The following is a 13,425-nucleotide window of genomic DNA, read 5'->3' on the forward strand; positions in this document are numbered from 1 at the left end:
CCCGCGCTGAGGCAGCACCACGGCCGCTCTCGCGGGCAGCACCGCTCGCGCGGGTCAGGGGCGGGCGGCGGCCGCGAGCACCTGGCGAACGGTGTCGGGGTGGCTGAGGATGCGGAAGTGCCCGCCGGTGTCGATTCGCACGTTCTCGGCGCCCGTCAGGATGCTGCCATCCGGGATGTGCGGATCGAACCGCCCGAACACCGACACGATCCGGTCGTTCAGCCGGGCATCGGCGCCGAGGGCGGCGAGCTGCGGGTCGGTGCCGGCGAACGCGCGCAGGCTCGGAGTGGGCATGTACCTGGCGTATCGCGAGCCGGAGAACGGGGTGCTCACCGCCACCATCCGCTCGACACGATCGTCGGGGTCAAGCTGCGTCATCAGGTACTTGCCGATCAGGCCGCCCTTGCTGTGCGCCACGATCACCAGGTGGTTCAGCTCGCGATCACGCAGGTACTCGGCCACGATCTCGGCCGACGGCACCACCGGCCGCCGGTTGGTGTGCAACGGCGTCACCACGTGCACCGGATGCCCGGCGTCATGCAGCGCCTGGATCAGCGGCCGCATGAAGTGCCAGCTCTCGTAGATCCCCGGAATGATCAGCACCGGCGCCGCCTCGCCCGAGGCGAAGTCGTCGGGGTGAGTGCGGGCGACGGCACCACGCACCTGGGCGAGAACGGCGTACCGGTAGTCCAGCAGCCAGGAGCCGGCGTTCCGCAGGCCGACGCAGAGCAGGCCCCGCGCCGACCGACCAGGCTTGCGGGTCATGGCGTGACTGGCTCACCGTCAGGCGCGGCCGTGCGGGCGTACTCCCGGATGCCGGCCGCCGTGTCGACCGCGGCGCTGAAGTGCACGAGGTGGCGGCCGGGCAGCTCGAGCAACTTCCCGCGTGTAGCCTGCGCGGCGAGGTGCACGCCCCAGTCGTGGCGTGACACCGGGTCGTCCTCTCCCCGGATCACCAGGGTCGGCGCGTACACCTCCCGCAGCCGCAGGTCGGTGCGGTAGGCGAGCATCGGCCGCAGGGTGGCGAGGTACCAGCGCGGACCGCACAGAAGGTAGTCGCGCACCACGATCATGGTGCCGTTGACAGGTTCCTTCAGGGTGTCCCGGCCGAGGGCAAGAGCCTGGCGCAGCGCCGAAGATCGGGTGGGGTCGGTGACACCACCGATCAAGACGAGGTGGGCGACCACTGTCGGGTGGCGCACGGCCGTCTCGGTCACGAACTGGGCGCCCATCGAATGCCCGACCAGTACGACGGGCCGCCCGCTCAGCATCGGCAGCAACTCACCGAGGTAGTCGGCGTACTGCTCGATCGACACCCCGTCCGCGGGCTTGGGCGAGCGGCCGAAGCCCGGCAGGTCCACCGAGTGCACCGCGCCCGTGGCGGCCAGCTCGGCGTGCATCCGGTCGAAGTAACGGTGCGACATGCCGATGCCGTGCACCAGCACGAACACCGGCGCGTCCGGCGTTCCCGGACCCGGTGTCGAGCGCACAGTGACGGATGCGCCGCTCTCCGGCAGCAGCAGCTCACGCACGCGACCGTCTCCGCTTGCTCGACGTGGTCGTCGTGGGGACCTGCGGGTCATCGGGAGCATCGGTCACTCCTGCGGAACGCGCACGCGCAGGCCGCCGGGCAGCACCCGCGCCTTGAACGCCGTGGCGGTGCCGAAACCGTCGCCGTCGAGTTCGATCTCCTCGGGGTGGCTGAGCTTCACGGTGATCTGGCGGCCCTTGACGTAGTTGAGGGCCTCGACCTCCTTGGTCATCATGCGCCGGCCGAGCGGCGTGCGGCGCAGCACGCCGTTCTCCCACAAGACCTTGACGACGATCTGCACCCAGTGCACGAAGCCCTCCGGGCGCAGCATCAGCATCTCGAACTGCCCGTCGTCGATGACGGCCTCCGGCAGCAGCAGCACGTTGGCGGTGAGGGTACCGGTGTTGCCCACGATCACGGTGTGCGCGCGCACCGACTTGGTGGGGCCGCCGTCGAGGCTGTAGCGCAGGCGCAACTGGTTGCGGTCACGCAGGGCCGTGATGATCGCCCCCACATAGGCGAGCCAGCCGATCTTGGCCTTGAGCTCGTCGTTGGTGCTGGCGAGCATCTTGGCGTCCAAGCCCAGGCCGGCCATCACGAGGAACGCGTGCTTGCTGACGCTGTCGTCCTCGTGCCGGATCTCGATCCGGGCGATGTCGACCTTGCGGTCCTTGCCGCTGAAGGCCGTGCCGATCGAGTGTTCGAGGTTGTCGAGCGTGAGGTTGAGGTTGCGGGCCAGGAGGTTACCGGTGCCGGACGGCAGCAGGGCCAACGCCGCGTCACTGCCGTGCACGACCTCGGCCACCGCACGCACGGTGCCGTCGCCGCCGGCGGCGATCACCATGGTGGCGCCGGCATCGATCGCGGCCTGGGCTGCGCCCTGCCCCGGGTCTTCCTTGGAGGTTTCGAACCAGAGGGTCTCCCCCCAGCCGGCCTTGGCCTCTTCGGCGGCGACGGCGCGTTTGATGTCGTCGAGGTTCACCTTGATGGGGTTGTACACCACGGCGGCCAGTCCGGCTGCGCTCTCCCGGGCGGGCGCGGCATCCGCGGTCGCGGTCTTGTCGTCGATCGGGTCGTCGGTCGGAATGTCGGTCGGGATGTCGGACGGTGTCGACATGCGCGCTCTCCTCAGGCAGATGAGCGGATGATTCCGCTCGGGTGAATCCCGCGGCAGCCGGCAGGCTCAGCGTGCGGGTGCACCAACGCTACACGCCTCGCTTGGGAAGGGTTCTGTGAGCCGCGCCGCGCCTGGCACCCGATCGCTGGGATGATGGAGGGGTGACTTCTGCCTCCCAGACTCCGCTGCCGGCCTCTACCCGCTCGCGGCGGGCCTCCCGGTTGGCCTGGCCCGCCTTCGGCATCGCCCTGCTCGTGATCCTCATCGACCAGGCCTCCAAGTGGTGGGCCGAGGCCGAACTCGCCGATGGCAGGGTCATTCCGGTGATCGGGGACATCATCCGTTTTGTGCTCGTCTACAACCCCGGCGCCGCATTCTCGATCGGCTCCGACTTCACCTGGGTGTTCGCGGTGCTCGCCGCCGGCGCCGTGGTGTGGATCACCATGCTCACCTGGCGGGTCGAGTCCCGCGGCTGGATGGTCGCCCTCGGCCTGCTGCTCGGCGGTGCCACCACCCACCTCGGTGACCGGCTCTTCCGCGAGCCCGGCTTCGCCCGCGGCCACGTGGTGGACTTCATCGGCTACGGCAACCTGTTCATCGGCAACGTCGCCGACATCGCGATCTTCGCCGGCGCAATCATGCTGGCGATCCTCACCGTGATGGGCGTGCACCTGCGCCGCCCGGATGCGGAGCCCGCCGAGACCGGCGCCGCTGCCTCCACCAGCTCCTCCACACCGGAGGACCCCGACACCAGGCCGTAAGTCGACCCGGGCGATGCTACCGTCTGAGGCATGGACACGATGATGCTCGAAGGGGTGACGTTGCTGGCCGACGACGTGGCCGGCATGGCCGACTTCTACGAGCATGCGCTCGGATTCGAGGTGACCGTGCGAGAGCCGGACTACGTGGCGCTCGGCGGCCCCATCGGGGTGCGGCTCGCCATCTTCCGGCGCGCCGGCATGGGAGCGCACACCCACGACCATCCGTCGTTCGTGGCGCCGCGAAGCGGCCAGGCCGTGGAGCTGAACTTCCAGTGCGGCACCCCGAACCAGGTGCGCACCCGGTTCGCCGAGCTCGTCGAGCGTGGAGCGGTGGCCATCGCCGCACCAGCGGAGCGCGACTGGGGGCACCTGACCGGCTTCTTCGCCGACCCCGAGGGCAACATCCATTCACTGTTCGCGGTGCTGCCCGCCTGACGCCGTTTCCGCCGCCGCCACCCCTAGGCTGGGCCCATGCGATTCGGACTCTTCATTCCCCAAGGCTGGCGTCACGACCTCGTCGGCATCGACCCCGCCCAGCAGTGGGCCACCATGAGCGGCCTCGCCGCGCACGCGGATGCCGGCGCCTGGGAATCGATCTGGGTGTACGACCACTTCCACACGGTTCCGGTGCCCAGCGAAGAGGCCACCCACGAGGCGTGGACCCTGATGAGCGCCTTCGCCGCCACCACCAGTCGGGTGCGGCTCGGCCAAATGTGCACCTGCATGAGCTACCGCAACCCCGCGTACCTGGCCAAGGTGGCCTCCACGATCGACACCATCTCCGGCGGCCGCGTCGAGATGGGCATCGGCGCCGGCTGGTACGAGCACGAGTGGCGTGCATACGGTTACGGCTTCCCGCGTGCCGGCGAACGCCTCTCCCGTCTCGATGAGGGTGTGCAGATCATGCAGCAGGCCTGGACCACCGGCACCGCCACCCTCGACGGTGAGCACTACCAGGTGGACGGCGCCATCGTGCGGCCGTTGCCGCTGCAGGAGGGCGGCATCCCGATCTGGATCGCCGGCGGCGGCGAGAAGGTCACCCTGCGCATCGCGGCGCAGTACGCGAACTACACCAACTTCGACGGCACCCCAGAGGGCTTCACGCACAAGAGCGACCTGCTGCGCGAGCACTGCGCCACCCTCGGCACCGACTTCGACGCCATCGTGCGCTCGGCCAACTACAACACCGTGATCGGCCGCGACGAGGCCGAGGTCGCCGAACGGCTGGATGCCATCGAGGCCCGGGTCACCCCGTATCTCGGCGTCGAGGGCGCGGCGAGCTTCATGGCCGAGTACCGCAGCGGCGAGGCGCAGGGCGTGGGCACGCCCGAGCAGATCGTGGAGCGCCTGAACGGCATGAAGCAGCGCGGCCTCGGCTACGCGATCCACTACTTCCCCGAGGCGGCCTACGACAGGTCCGGCCTGGAGCTGTTCGAGCGCGAGGTCATGCCGGCCCTGCTGTAGCGCTCGCCCGTCGCCCGCCCGCCCCTTCTCGGTGTCGGGCGGCGACGGATGCGATAATCGAACAGGTCGCGACAGCCTGCCAGGGCTGGCTCCGACCGAGAGTCCCGCGTGCACGACTCGGGCGGATACGAAACCCAGCGGCACAAGATCGGACACCATGTCCAGCACGAACACCCCCGACGGCACCCAGAGCACCGAATCGGGAAGCATCAACACCCCCGCAGACATCCACTGGCGTGACGGCGACACCGAGCACACCGCCCGCTGGCACTCCGAGGGCGGCTGGCCGGCCCCCAAGCGTGTGGTCGTCGTCGACGACACCCTCACCGCGGATGCCGCGTACAGGCTGGCGAAGTCCGGCACCGGCCTGCTCTGGCAGGGCGACTTCCAGAACGCCCGGCAGTTGCTCACGGCGATGGCCCGTCGCGTTGACCGGCACCGACGCACTCCCAGCGACTCGCTCAAGGCCGCGTTCGAGGTGGGCCGCACCGAGGCCATGCGCCGCGCAAGGCTGTTGGGCCTGGTGCTCGTCTCCCTCGACGCCGACCGCACCCTGAGCCTCCGCCGCGCCCCCGACGTGCGTCAGGCCTGCGATGAGGCGTACGGCCCCAGCACCACCGCGTCGGTCACCTCGCTCCGCGAACTGCTCGGCGTGATCGGCGCGCACGAGTGGCGCGTCAAGGGTGTGCCGGTCGCGGCGCTCGGCGCGAGCATCCACCCGCACTACGGCGTCTTCTCGCCGGTCCGCGGCGAATACCTCGACCTCGTCGCCACCGCTCCGCTGCCCGCGACAGGGTCGGCGTTCGACATCGGCACCGGCTCCGGCGTCATCGCCGCGATCCTGGCCCGCCGCGGCATCGACAAAGTGGTGGCCACCGACACGTCGGCACGAGCACTGGCCTGCGCCAGAGAGAACCTGAAACGCCTGGGCCTGGCCGACCGGGTCGACGTTCTCGACGCCGATCTGTTCCCGGCGGGTCGGGCCGACCTTGTGGTCTGCAACCCGCCCTGGCTGCCGGCCTCGGCCGCGACGAGCACCGACGCCGCCGTCTACGACCCCGACAGCAGCATGTTGCGCGGCTTCCTGGCCGGGCTCGCCGGGCACCTCACCGATGGCGGCGAGGGCTGGCTGATCCTCTCCAACCTGGCCGAGCTGCTCGGGTTGCGCTCCCGCGGCACGCTGCTCGACCTCATCGACGACGCCGGCCTCACGGTGATCGCGCGCCTGGACACCCGCCCCACCCATCACAAGGTCGCCGACACGACCGACCCCCTGCATGCCGCCAGGGCCGCCGAGGTCACCTCGGTCTGGCGGTTGCGCCGGGCCTGATCCGCCCGACCCCACCGGCCGCCGGGCCCGACCGCGTCCTAGCCTGGCGGGCTCGACGTCTCAGTTTTTCCCATCATCCGCCACCTGGCCCACGGCCAGACGCCGTCCATCTCCACCTCGAGCGAGAAGCTCAGCAGCACCCGGATGATCACGATCGCCCCGAGCACCAGCACGCTCTCCACCGTGGGTTCCACCACGATGGTGCGGATGATGTCGGCCACGATCAGCACCTCCAGGCCCAGCAGAATGGCCCGGCCAAGCTCCCGGCGCATGGTCTGGTACGCCGTCGCCCGGGTGTCCGCGCGCAGCATCCGCGGGATGCCGGCTACCAGCGCCGCCAGCCCGCCGAACACCATGATGGCCGCACCCACCACCTCGACCACTCGCACGGCCGCCTCGACCACTGCCTCGAACGTCATCCGCGCATCTCCCGCCGTCACCGTTGGCGCGAAGATACTCCCTCCACAGGCTCGACCGGCAGCAGCACAGGCGAAGAAATTCCCGAAACGCCGTCTGCGCGGGGTGCTCGGCCGGCGTTTCGGCGAAAAATTCCGCCTTTACGTCACCGGCCGTAGGCTGATCGACACCGCAGCGCACCACACAGTCAACCAACAGGGATCCCGATGACCACACCCCGCCGTCCCGCCGGAACGGATGCGAGCGCGCACCCCCGCCTGCAGCGGAAGGTCGTGCGGGTGCTCGTCCTCGGCCAGATCCTCGGTGGCATCGGCATGGGTGCCACGCTCTCGCTCGGCGCCCTGCTCGCCGCCCAGCTCTCCGGCTCGAATGCCTGGTCGGGCATGGCCGCCACGATGAGCACGCTGGGCGCGGCCCTGGTGGCCGTGCCGCTTGCCCGACTGGCCCAGGCCAGCGGCCGGCGCCGGTCCCTCGCCACCGGCGCCGGGATCGCCGGCGTCGGTGCCATCCTGGCCATCACATCGGTCGCGCTGGACACCTTCCCGCTGCTGCTGCTCGCCCTGATGCTGCTGGGCGCGGGCTCGGCCACCAACCTGCAGGCCCGGTTCGCCGCCACCGACCTGGCCGGCGCCACCACTCGCGCCCGTGACCTCTCGATCGTGGTGTGGTCGACCACCATCGGCGCGGTCCTCGGCCCCAACCTGTTCGGTCCCGGCGAGGTCGTCGGCGCGCAGCTCGGCCTGCCGCCGCTGACCGGGGCATTCGCCTTCTCCCTCGCCGCTCAGGTCGGTGCCGCCCTGGTCTACACGATCGGGCTCCGCCCCGACCCGCTGCTCACCGCCCTGTCGGTGCGCGAGGCGCGGCCGACAAGCACCCGGCAGCACGGCGGCCTGGCCATCGTGCGCTCCAACCCGCTGGCCCGTTATGCCGTGGTGGTCATCGCCCTCAGCCACGCCACCATGGTGGCGCTGATGTCGATGGCCCCGGTGCATCTCTCCGAGCACGGCGCCTCGCTCACCATCGTGGGCCTCACCATCAGCCTGCACGTGGCCGGTATGTACGCGCTGTCGCCGCTGTTCGGCGCCCTGGCCGACCGGCTGGGCCGGGTGCCGGTGATCCTGGCCGGCCAGGCCCTGCTGTTGGCCGCGCTCGTGCTGTTCTGGCTCGCCGGCGAGAACGCCACCGCCATGACAGTCGGGCTGATCCTGCTCGGGCTCGGCTGGTCGGCATCCGTCGTGGCCGGCTCGGCGCTGATCACGGAGGCCGTGGGGGTGCACGACAGGTCGGCGCTACAGGGTTTCTCCGACCTGTCGATGAACGCCGCCGGCGCCCTCGGCGGGGCGCTCGCCGGTCCGGTCCTGCTGCTGGTGGGCTACTCGGGCCTCGGCGTCGCCGCCATGGCCCTTGTCGCGGTGGTGGCGGCCTGGTCGCTGCTGCGTCGCCCGGCACCCACGCTCAGTTGAGGCACTCACCGGTCGCTTATTAGGACAAAGTTCGTTTAATAGGATGCTTTGCCCGATTCGGTCCTAATAAACGCACTACTTCCTAATAAAACGGTGCGCTTGCCTCCTGGGCACCCACCACGCCGGCTACACGCTGGTGACGTCCTCCACCTCACCGACGAGCTCCTCGATGATGTCCTCGAGGAACAGCACCCCGGTGGCGACCCCGCTCGTGTCGAACGAACACGCCACGTGCGAGCCGGTGCGGCGCATGGCCGCGAGGGCGTCCTCGAGGTCGCTGTCTCGCAGCACTGTCACCAGCTTGCGCACCCGCTTGACGGGCACCGGCTGCGCGAAGGCGTCCGGTCCGGTGAGGTCCATCACGTCCTTGAGGTGCAGGTAGCCGGCGGGCAACCCGGCCCCGTCAGTGAGGATGTAGCGGGAGAAACCGTGCTCGGCCACCGCCCGTTGCAGGTCCGCCGGCGACGCATGCTCGGGCAGGAATACGATGCCGGACAGTGGCACCTCCACGTCCAGGACCCGCTTGGTGGTGAACTCGAACGCCGCCGAGAGCGTGCCGGAGGCATCCATCAGCATGCCCTCACGGGTGGACTGCCGCACGATGCCGGCGACCTCGTCGAGGGTGAACGCGCTGGTGGCTTCGTCCTTGGGGGTCACCCTGAACAGCCGCAGCACCCCGTTCGCCAGCCAGTTCAGGCTGAAGATCACCGGTTTGAACACCGTGGCCACGAACACCAGCGGCGGCGCCAGGATCAGCGCGGCACGGTCGGGCACCGAGAACGAGATGTTCTTGGGCACCATCTCGCCCAGCACCACGTGCAGGAAGGTGACCAGGCCCAGCGCCACCGCGAACGCGATCACACCGATGGCCTCCGCGGGGAGCGACGTGAGGCCCAGCGGGATCTCGAGCAGGTGGTGGATCGCCGGTTCGGACACGTTGAGGATCACCAGCGAGCACACCGTGATGCCCAGCTGTGAGGTCGCCAGCATGAGCGTGGCGTGTTCCATGGCCCACAAGGTGGTCTTGGCGGCCTTGCTGCCCTGCGCGGCCAACGGCTCGATCTGCGAGCGTCGGGCCGAGATCACGGCGAACTCGGCGCCGACGAAGAAGGCGTTGACGGCCAGCAGCACAACGAGCCAGAGCAGCCCGGGAAGGTACTCACTCATGGGTCGGCCTCCCTCCACTAGCAGCGGTCACCGGGTCGAGGTCCGCCGTGGTTGCGGTGGGGGTGAGACGGATGCGCGAGACGCGGGCACCGTCCATCCGCTCGACCCGCAGGGTGCCCACGTCGATGGGCACGGTGTCGCCCAGCTCGGGCATCCGGTCGAGCCGGTCGGTCACGAATCCGGCGATGGTGTCGTAGTCGCCGTCCTCGGGCACGGCGACGCCGATCCGCTCGAGCAGTTCGTCGGGGCGGAGGCCCGCGTCGAAGACGATGGAGCGGCCGGTGCGCACGATGCCGGGCTTGGCCCTGTCGTGCTCATCCTCGAGTTCGCCGACGAGTTCCTCCACGAGGTCCTCCAGAGTGACGATGCCGGCGGTGCCGCCGTACTCGTCGGACACCACGGCGATCTGCAGGCCCTGCTGGCGCAGGGTGCCGAGCAGCCGGTCGACGCCCATCGACTCCGGTACCCGCAGGGCGGGCAGCATGAGCTCGTCGGCGCGCACCAGGGTGCGGCGACCCAGAGCCACCGCGAATGCCTGCTTGACGTGCAGCACGCCCAAGATGTCGTCGGTGTCCCGGCCGATCACCGGAAACCTGGAGAAGCCGGTGGCGCTGGCCAGAGTCACGACGTTCTCGGCGGTGTCGCCGGCCTGCACCGACGACATCTGCACCCGCGGGGTCATCACGTCGGCGGCCGAGAGCTCGGAGAACCGCAGCGTGCGGCCCAGCATTTCGGCGTGGTCGGCGTCCAGCAGCCCCTCCAGGGCCGACCGGCGCACCAGGAAGCCGAGCTCCTCGGCGCTGCGCGCGCCGGAGAGTTCCTCCTTGGGCTCGATGCCGACCAGGCGGATGAGGGCGTTGGCGGTGTTGTTGAACAGCAGGATCACGGGCTTGAACACCGCCGTGAACGCGGCCTGCATCGGCACGACGAACTTGGCCGTGGCCAGGGGAACGGCCAGGGCGAAGTTCTTGGGCACGAGCTCGCCGATCACCATGGAGAACAGGGTGGCCAGCGAGATGCCGATCACGGTGCCGAGCACGGGCACGACGCCCTCCGGCACCCCGAGGTCCGTCATCGGGCCGCGTAACAGCGAGCTGATGGCCGGCTCGAAGGTGTATCCGGTGAGCAGGGTCGTCAGCGTGATGCCCAGCTGTGCGCTGGAGAGGTGCGTCGAGGTGATCCGCAAGGCCTTGATGGTGGGGCCGAGACGTCTCTCGCCGCGGGCCGCTCGGGCCTCGAGCTCATTGCGGTCGAGTGTGACGAGGGCGAACTCGGCTGCGACGAACACGCCGGTGCCGAACGTCAGGATGAGCCCGAGGCCCAGCATGATCCATTCGTTCACGAGGTGGCTCCCTGTGCCCGGAAGTTCTGTGTCCGAAAAGCTTCGGGGCGGGCAGGGAGCAAGGGTTTATGCGTGGGAGGGTCATCCATAGTCACCCGAGCCTAGGGCCGCTCCCTGTACAAACGCACAGGATCACCCCACCGGCAGCCAGCCCTCCATCCGCTTCTGCGCCAGGGACGTGCCCAGCTCGCTCCTGCTCTCGGGGTTCTTCCAGTAATAGGTCAACGCCGAGTAGAGCAGGCGCGGGTTGGCGCCGAGAATCCCGGTGTTCAGATCGACCGTCGAGCCGTCGAACTCGACCCGCAGCACGGGGATGTGCGGTTTGCGTGGATCGTCCGCGTTCGTGAACACCGCCCGGATCGAGGTGACCGAGTCCCACGGAACGTCGGCGTCGCCGCCGGCGAAGCGGAAGGCTATGCCGGATTCTCCGATGCCCGCACCGTGCAGGTGCGGCCAGCCGGTGCGTTTGCTGTACGAGAGAACCGACATGATCGCGATCCAGCCGAAGTACAGCCCGCCCACCAGCAAACCGGCCAGCGGAATGAGGGTGTAGACGACCTCATCCCCGGCCAGCTCGAGGGTGCCGAAGAATCCCCAGACGCAGACCAGGGCTATGGCGGCGCAGCCGGCCACCGGCCGCCACGGCACGGGCCGGAGCTTGGCGAAGTAGGTCCACTGGTCCGGCGGCGGGGTCGACGACGTGGCGAACGCGAACGCATTGACGAGTTGCAGAGGTTTGCGGGAGGCGGCGCCGGTCAGCCAGTCCGCGGGCACCTCGTAGGTCTGGGTCACATCTGCGACGCTATCGAGTTCTCGGTTCGAGTGTGCGGATGCCGAATCACCGGCCGGGTCTGGTGGATAAAACCTTGCACCGTTAGGTTTGTTCCTGCAGAAGAATCACGCACTTACTTCCAAAGGAGCACGTATGTCCAGCACACCCTCGGTCCAGCTCTACACCGTGAGGGATGCCATCTCCGCAGACCTCCAGGGGGCCATCGCCCGCGTCGCCGACATCGGCTTCACCAAGGTGGAGCCGTACGCGTTCGTCGATCGCGCGGATGAGTTCGAGAAGGCGTTCGCGGCATCCGGCATCTCGGCGCCGTCCGGACACGCACCCGTCATCGATTCCGACGACCCGGCCCGCACCTTCGACGCCGCCGCACAGCTCGGCATCGGCACGGTCATCGACCCGTTCATCCCGAGCGATCGGTGGCAGACCGCTGACGACGCCGCCAGGATCGCCGACCGGGTGAACGAGCTCCAGGTGCAGGCGGCCGCTGTCGGCCTGGGCTTCGGCTACCACAACCACCAGTGGGAGTTCGCGAACAAGGTCGACGGCCGCAGCATCTACGAGCTGTTCCTCGACGGCCTCTCCCCCGACGTGGTCCTCGAACTCGACACCTACTGGTCGACCGTCGGAGGCGCGGACACCCCGGAGCTGCTACGCCGCCTGGGCGACCGGGTGCAGTTCCTGCACATCAAGGACGGCCCGGTCCAGGGCGACATCGTCACGACGCTGCCCGGCAGCGACAGTGCCCTGAACGTGTCCGATGCGCTCGTCACCGCCTTCAGCAGCCAGCTGCCGGCCGGCAGCGGCGACGTCGGAGTCGCCGCCATCCTCGAGGCCGCGCCGCACGCCCTGCGCGTGGTGGAGTTCGACGGCTACGCGGGTGATGTCTTCGAGGGCATCGCGGCGTCGTTCGCCTGGCTCGCGGAGAACGACAAGTGAGCCGCACCGGACGCGTCGGCGTCGGTGTCATCGGCGCCGGCGTCATCAGCGGCACCTACCTGGAGAACATGACGGCGTTCGCCGACCTCGACGTGCTGTTTGTCGCTGACCTCGACCTCGATCGCGCCCAGGCTCAGGCCGAGGCCTACGGGGTGCCCGGACACGGGTCCGTCGAGGACCTGCTGGCCAGGGACGATATCGAAATCGTCGTGAACCTCACCATCCCCGCCGTGCACACCGCGGTGGGTGAGCGCATCATCGCCGCCGGCAAGCACGTCTGGAGCGAGAAGCCTCTCGCCCTTGACCACGACTCCGGCGCGGCACTGCTCGCCGCGGCGGACGCCGCGGGGCTCCGCGTCGCCTGCGCGCCGGACACCGTGCTGGGTGCGGGCATCCAGACCGCCATGCGGGCCATCAACCGCGGCGACATCGGCGAGCCGCTGACGGCAACCACGATGTTCCACGTTCCCGGCCCCGACGCCTGGCACCCGAACCCCGAGTTCCTGTTCGCATACGGCGCCGGGCCGCTCTTCGACATGGGTCCGTACTACGTCACGACGCTGGTGCATGCGTTCGGCGCCGCCAGCCGGGTCGGCGCGGTGTCGTCCAAGTCCAGTGCGGTCCGCACCATCGGCAGCGGGCCCCGCGCGGGCACCGAGTTCCCGGTGGAAGTGCCGACCCATCACGCGGCGGTCATCTCGTTCGCGGGCAGCCAGTCCGCGCAGTCCACCTTCAGCTTCCAGAACGCCCTGCCGCGGATGGGTTTCGTAGAAATCAGCGGCACCGAGGGCACCCTGGTGCTGCCGGACCCGAACACCTTCGAGGGTGATTCCACGCTGTGGCGGTTCGGCCACGAGGAGCCGAGCATTGTCCCGGCGGTGGGCTCCACCTACGGTCGCGGCTCTGGCGTGCTCGACCTGGCCCGCTCCATCCGTGCCGGTGTGCCCGAGCACGCCAGCGGTGCTGTCGCCGCGCACGTCCTCGATGTGCTGCTGGCCGTCTCCGACGCCGCCGAGACCGGTCAGAGCGTCGACGTGGCGTCGAGCGTTGCCCGGCCGACGCCGCTGCCCGAGGACTGGGATCCCGCGGCGGCCACCCTGTAGC

The 13,425-nt window shown here is 69.6% G+C and carries 14 protein-coding genes; 7 read left to right on the forward strand and 7 right to left on the reverse strand.

Going from position 1 to position 13,425, the window contains the following annotated elements; all coding sequences use genetic code 11:
• Window positions 1–54: 54 nt before the first annotated feature.
• The 3 genes from C3B61_RS13945 to C3B61_RS13955 all read right to left on the reverse strand — a co-directional run bounded on the left by C3B61_RS13945 (window position 55) and on the right by C3B61_RS13955 (window position 2,648).
• On the reverse strand, window positions 55–765 hold the full coding sequence (locus tag C3B61_RS13945; RefSeq protein WP_103461234.1) for an esterase/lipase family protein: 711 nt from the start codon (window positions 763–765) through the stop codon (window positions 55–57).
• Window positions 762–1,532, reverse strand: a complete 771-nt coding sequence (locus tag C3B61_RS13950) for an alpha/beta fold hydrolase (RefSeq protein ID WP_165791180.1) — start codon at window positions 1,530–1,532, stop codon at window positions 762–764. Before C3B61_RS13950 ends, C3B61_RS13945 begins: the two co-directional genes overlap by 4 nt.
• 63 nt (window positions 1,533–1,595) lie before the next feature.
• Entirely contained in the window at window positions 1,596–2,648 is a 1,053-nt protein-coding gene (locus C3B61_RS13955; RefSeq protein ID WP_088457501.1) for a diacylglycerol/lipid kinase family protein, read from the reverse strand.
• 161 nt (window positions 2,649–2,809) lie between these two features.
• Here C3B61_RS13955 and C3B61_RS13960 point away from each other — a divergent pair, with 161 nt between their 5' ends.
• The 4 genes from C3B61_RS13960 (at window position 2,810) to C3B61_RS13975 (ending at window position 6,203) form a co-directional block, all read left to right on the forward strand.
• The gene (locus tag C3B61_RS13960) at window positions 2,810–3,409 is read left to right on the forward strand and encodes a signal peptidase II (protein WP_244285942.1); all 600 of its coding nucleotides are present in this window, start codon (window positions 2,810–2,812) and stop codon (window positions 3,407–3,409) included.
• A gap of 30 nt (window positions 3,410–3,439) precedes the next feature.
• The gene (locus C3B61_RS13965; RefSeq protein ID WP_088457502.1) at window positions 3,440–3,844 is read left to right on the forward strand and encodes a VOC family protein; all 405 of its coding nucleotides are present in this window, start codon (window positions 3,440–3,442) and stop codon (window positions 3,842–3,844) included.
• A 36-nt stretch (window positions 3,845–3,880) separates the two neighbouring features.
• Complete coding sequence (locus C3B61_RS13970; protein WP_103461236.1) at window positions 3,881–4,873, forward strand: LLM class F420-dependent oxidoreductase; 993 nt, start codon at window positions 3,881–3,883, stop codon at window positions 4,871–4,873.
• Window positions 4,874–5,030: 157 nt separating this feature from the next.
• Window positions 5,031–6,203, forward strand: coding sequence for a methyltransferase (locus C3B61_RS13975; RefSeq protein ID WP_103461237.1), 1,173 nt, complete (start codon window positions 5,031–5,033; stop codon window positions 6,201–6,203).
• 38 nt (window positions 6,204–6,241) lie between these two features.
• Here C3B61_RS13975 and C3B61_RS13980 read toward each other — a convergent pair whose 3' ends face one another.
• Complete coding sequence (locus C3B61_RS13980) at window positions 6,242–6,622, reverse strand: DUF1622 domain-containing protein (protein ID WP_088457505.1); 381 nt, start codon at window positions 6,620–6,622, stop codon at window positions 6,242–6,244.
• Between the two features lie 204 nt (window positions 6,623–6,826).
• On the opposite strand from C3B61_RS13980, the gene C3B61_RS13985 reads away from it, so the two are divergent.
• The gene (locus tag C3B61_RS13985; protein WP_103461238.1) at window positions 6,827–8,083 is read left to right on the forward strand and encodes an MFS transporter; all 1,257 of its coding nucleotides are present in this window, start codon (window positions 6,827–6,829) and stop codon (window positions 8,081–8,083) included.
• Window positions 8,084–8,209: 126 nt separating this feature from the next.
• Here C3B61_RS13985 and C3B61_RS13990 read toward each other — a convergent pair whose 3' ends face one another.
• From C3B61_RS13990 to C3B61_RS14000, 3 genes are all read right to left on the reverse strand, one after another.
• Complete coding sequence (locus tag C3B61_RS13990; protein WP_103461239.1) at window positions 8,210–9,250, reverse strand: hemolysin family protein; 1,041 nt, start codon at window positions 9,248–9,250, stop codon at window positions 8,210–8,212.
• Complete coding sequence (locus C3B61_RS13995; protein ID WP_103461240.1) at window positions 9,243–10,592, reverse strand: hemolysin family protein; 1,350 nt, start codon at window positions 10,590–10,592, stop codon at window positions 9,243–9,245. Before C3B61_RS13995 ends, C3B61_RS13990 begins: the two co-directional genes overlap by 8 nt.
• 132 nt (window positions 10,593–10,724) lie before the next feature.
• Entirely contained in the window at window positions 10,725–11,384 is a 660-nt protein-coding gene (locus tag C3B61_RS14000) for a hypothetical protein (RefSeq protein WP_103461241.1), read from the reverse strand.
• A gap of 133 nt (window positions 11,385–11,517) precedes the next feature.
• On the opposite strand from C3B61_RS14000, the gene C3B61_RS14005 reads away from it, so the two are divergent.
• On the forward strand, window positions 11,518–12,321 hold the full coding sequence (locus C3B61_RS14005; protein WP_088457511.1) for a sugar phosphate isomerase/epimerase family protein: 804 nt from the start codon (window positions 11,518–11,520) through the stop codon (window positions 12,319–12,321).
• Window positions 12,318–13,424 carry a Gfo/Idh/MocA family protein gene (locus C3B61_RS14010; protein WP_103461242.1) on the forward strand — a complete coding sequence of 369 codons (1,107 nt, stop codon included), beginning with the start codon at window positions 12,318–12,320 and terminating at the stop codon, window positions 13,422–13,424. The genes C3B61_RS14005 and C3B61_RS14010 overlap by 4 nt, the downstream gene beginning before the upstream one ends.
• The last annotated feature ends 1 nt before the right edge of the window (window position 13,425 follow it).

The sequence above is a fragment of the Cryobacterium zongtaii genome, assembly GCF_002909375.1.
Classification (GTDB): domain Bacteria; phylum Actinomycetota; class Actinomycetes; order Actinomycetales; family Microbacteriaceae; genus Cryobacterium; species Cryobacterium zongtaii.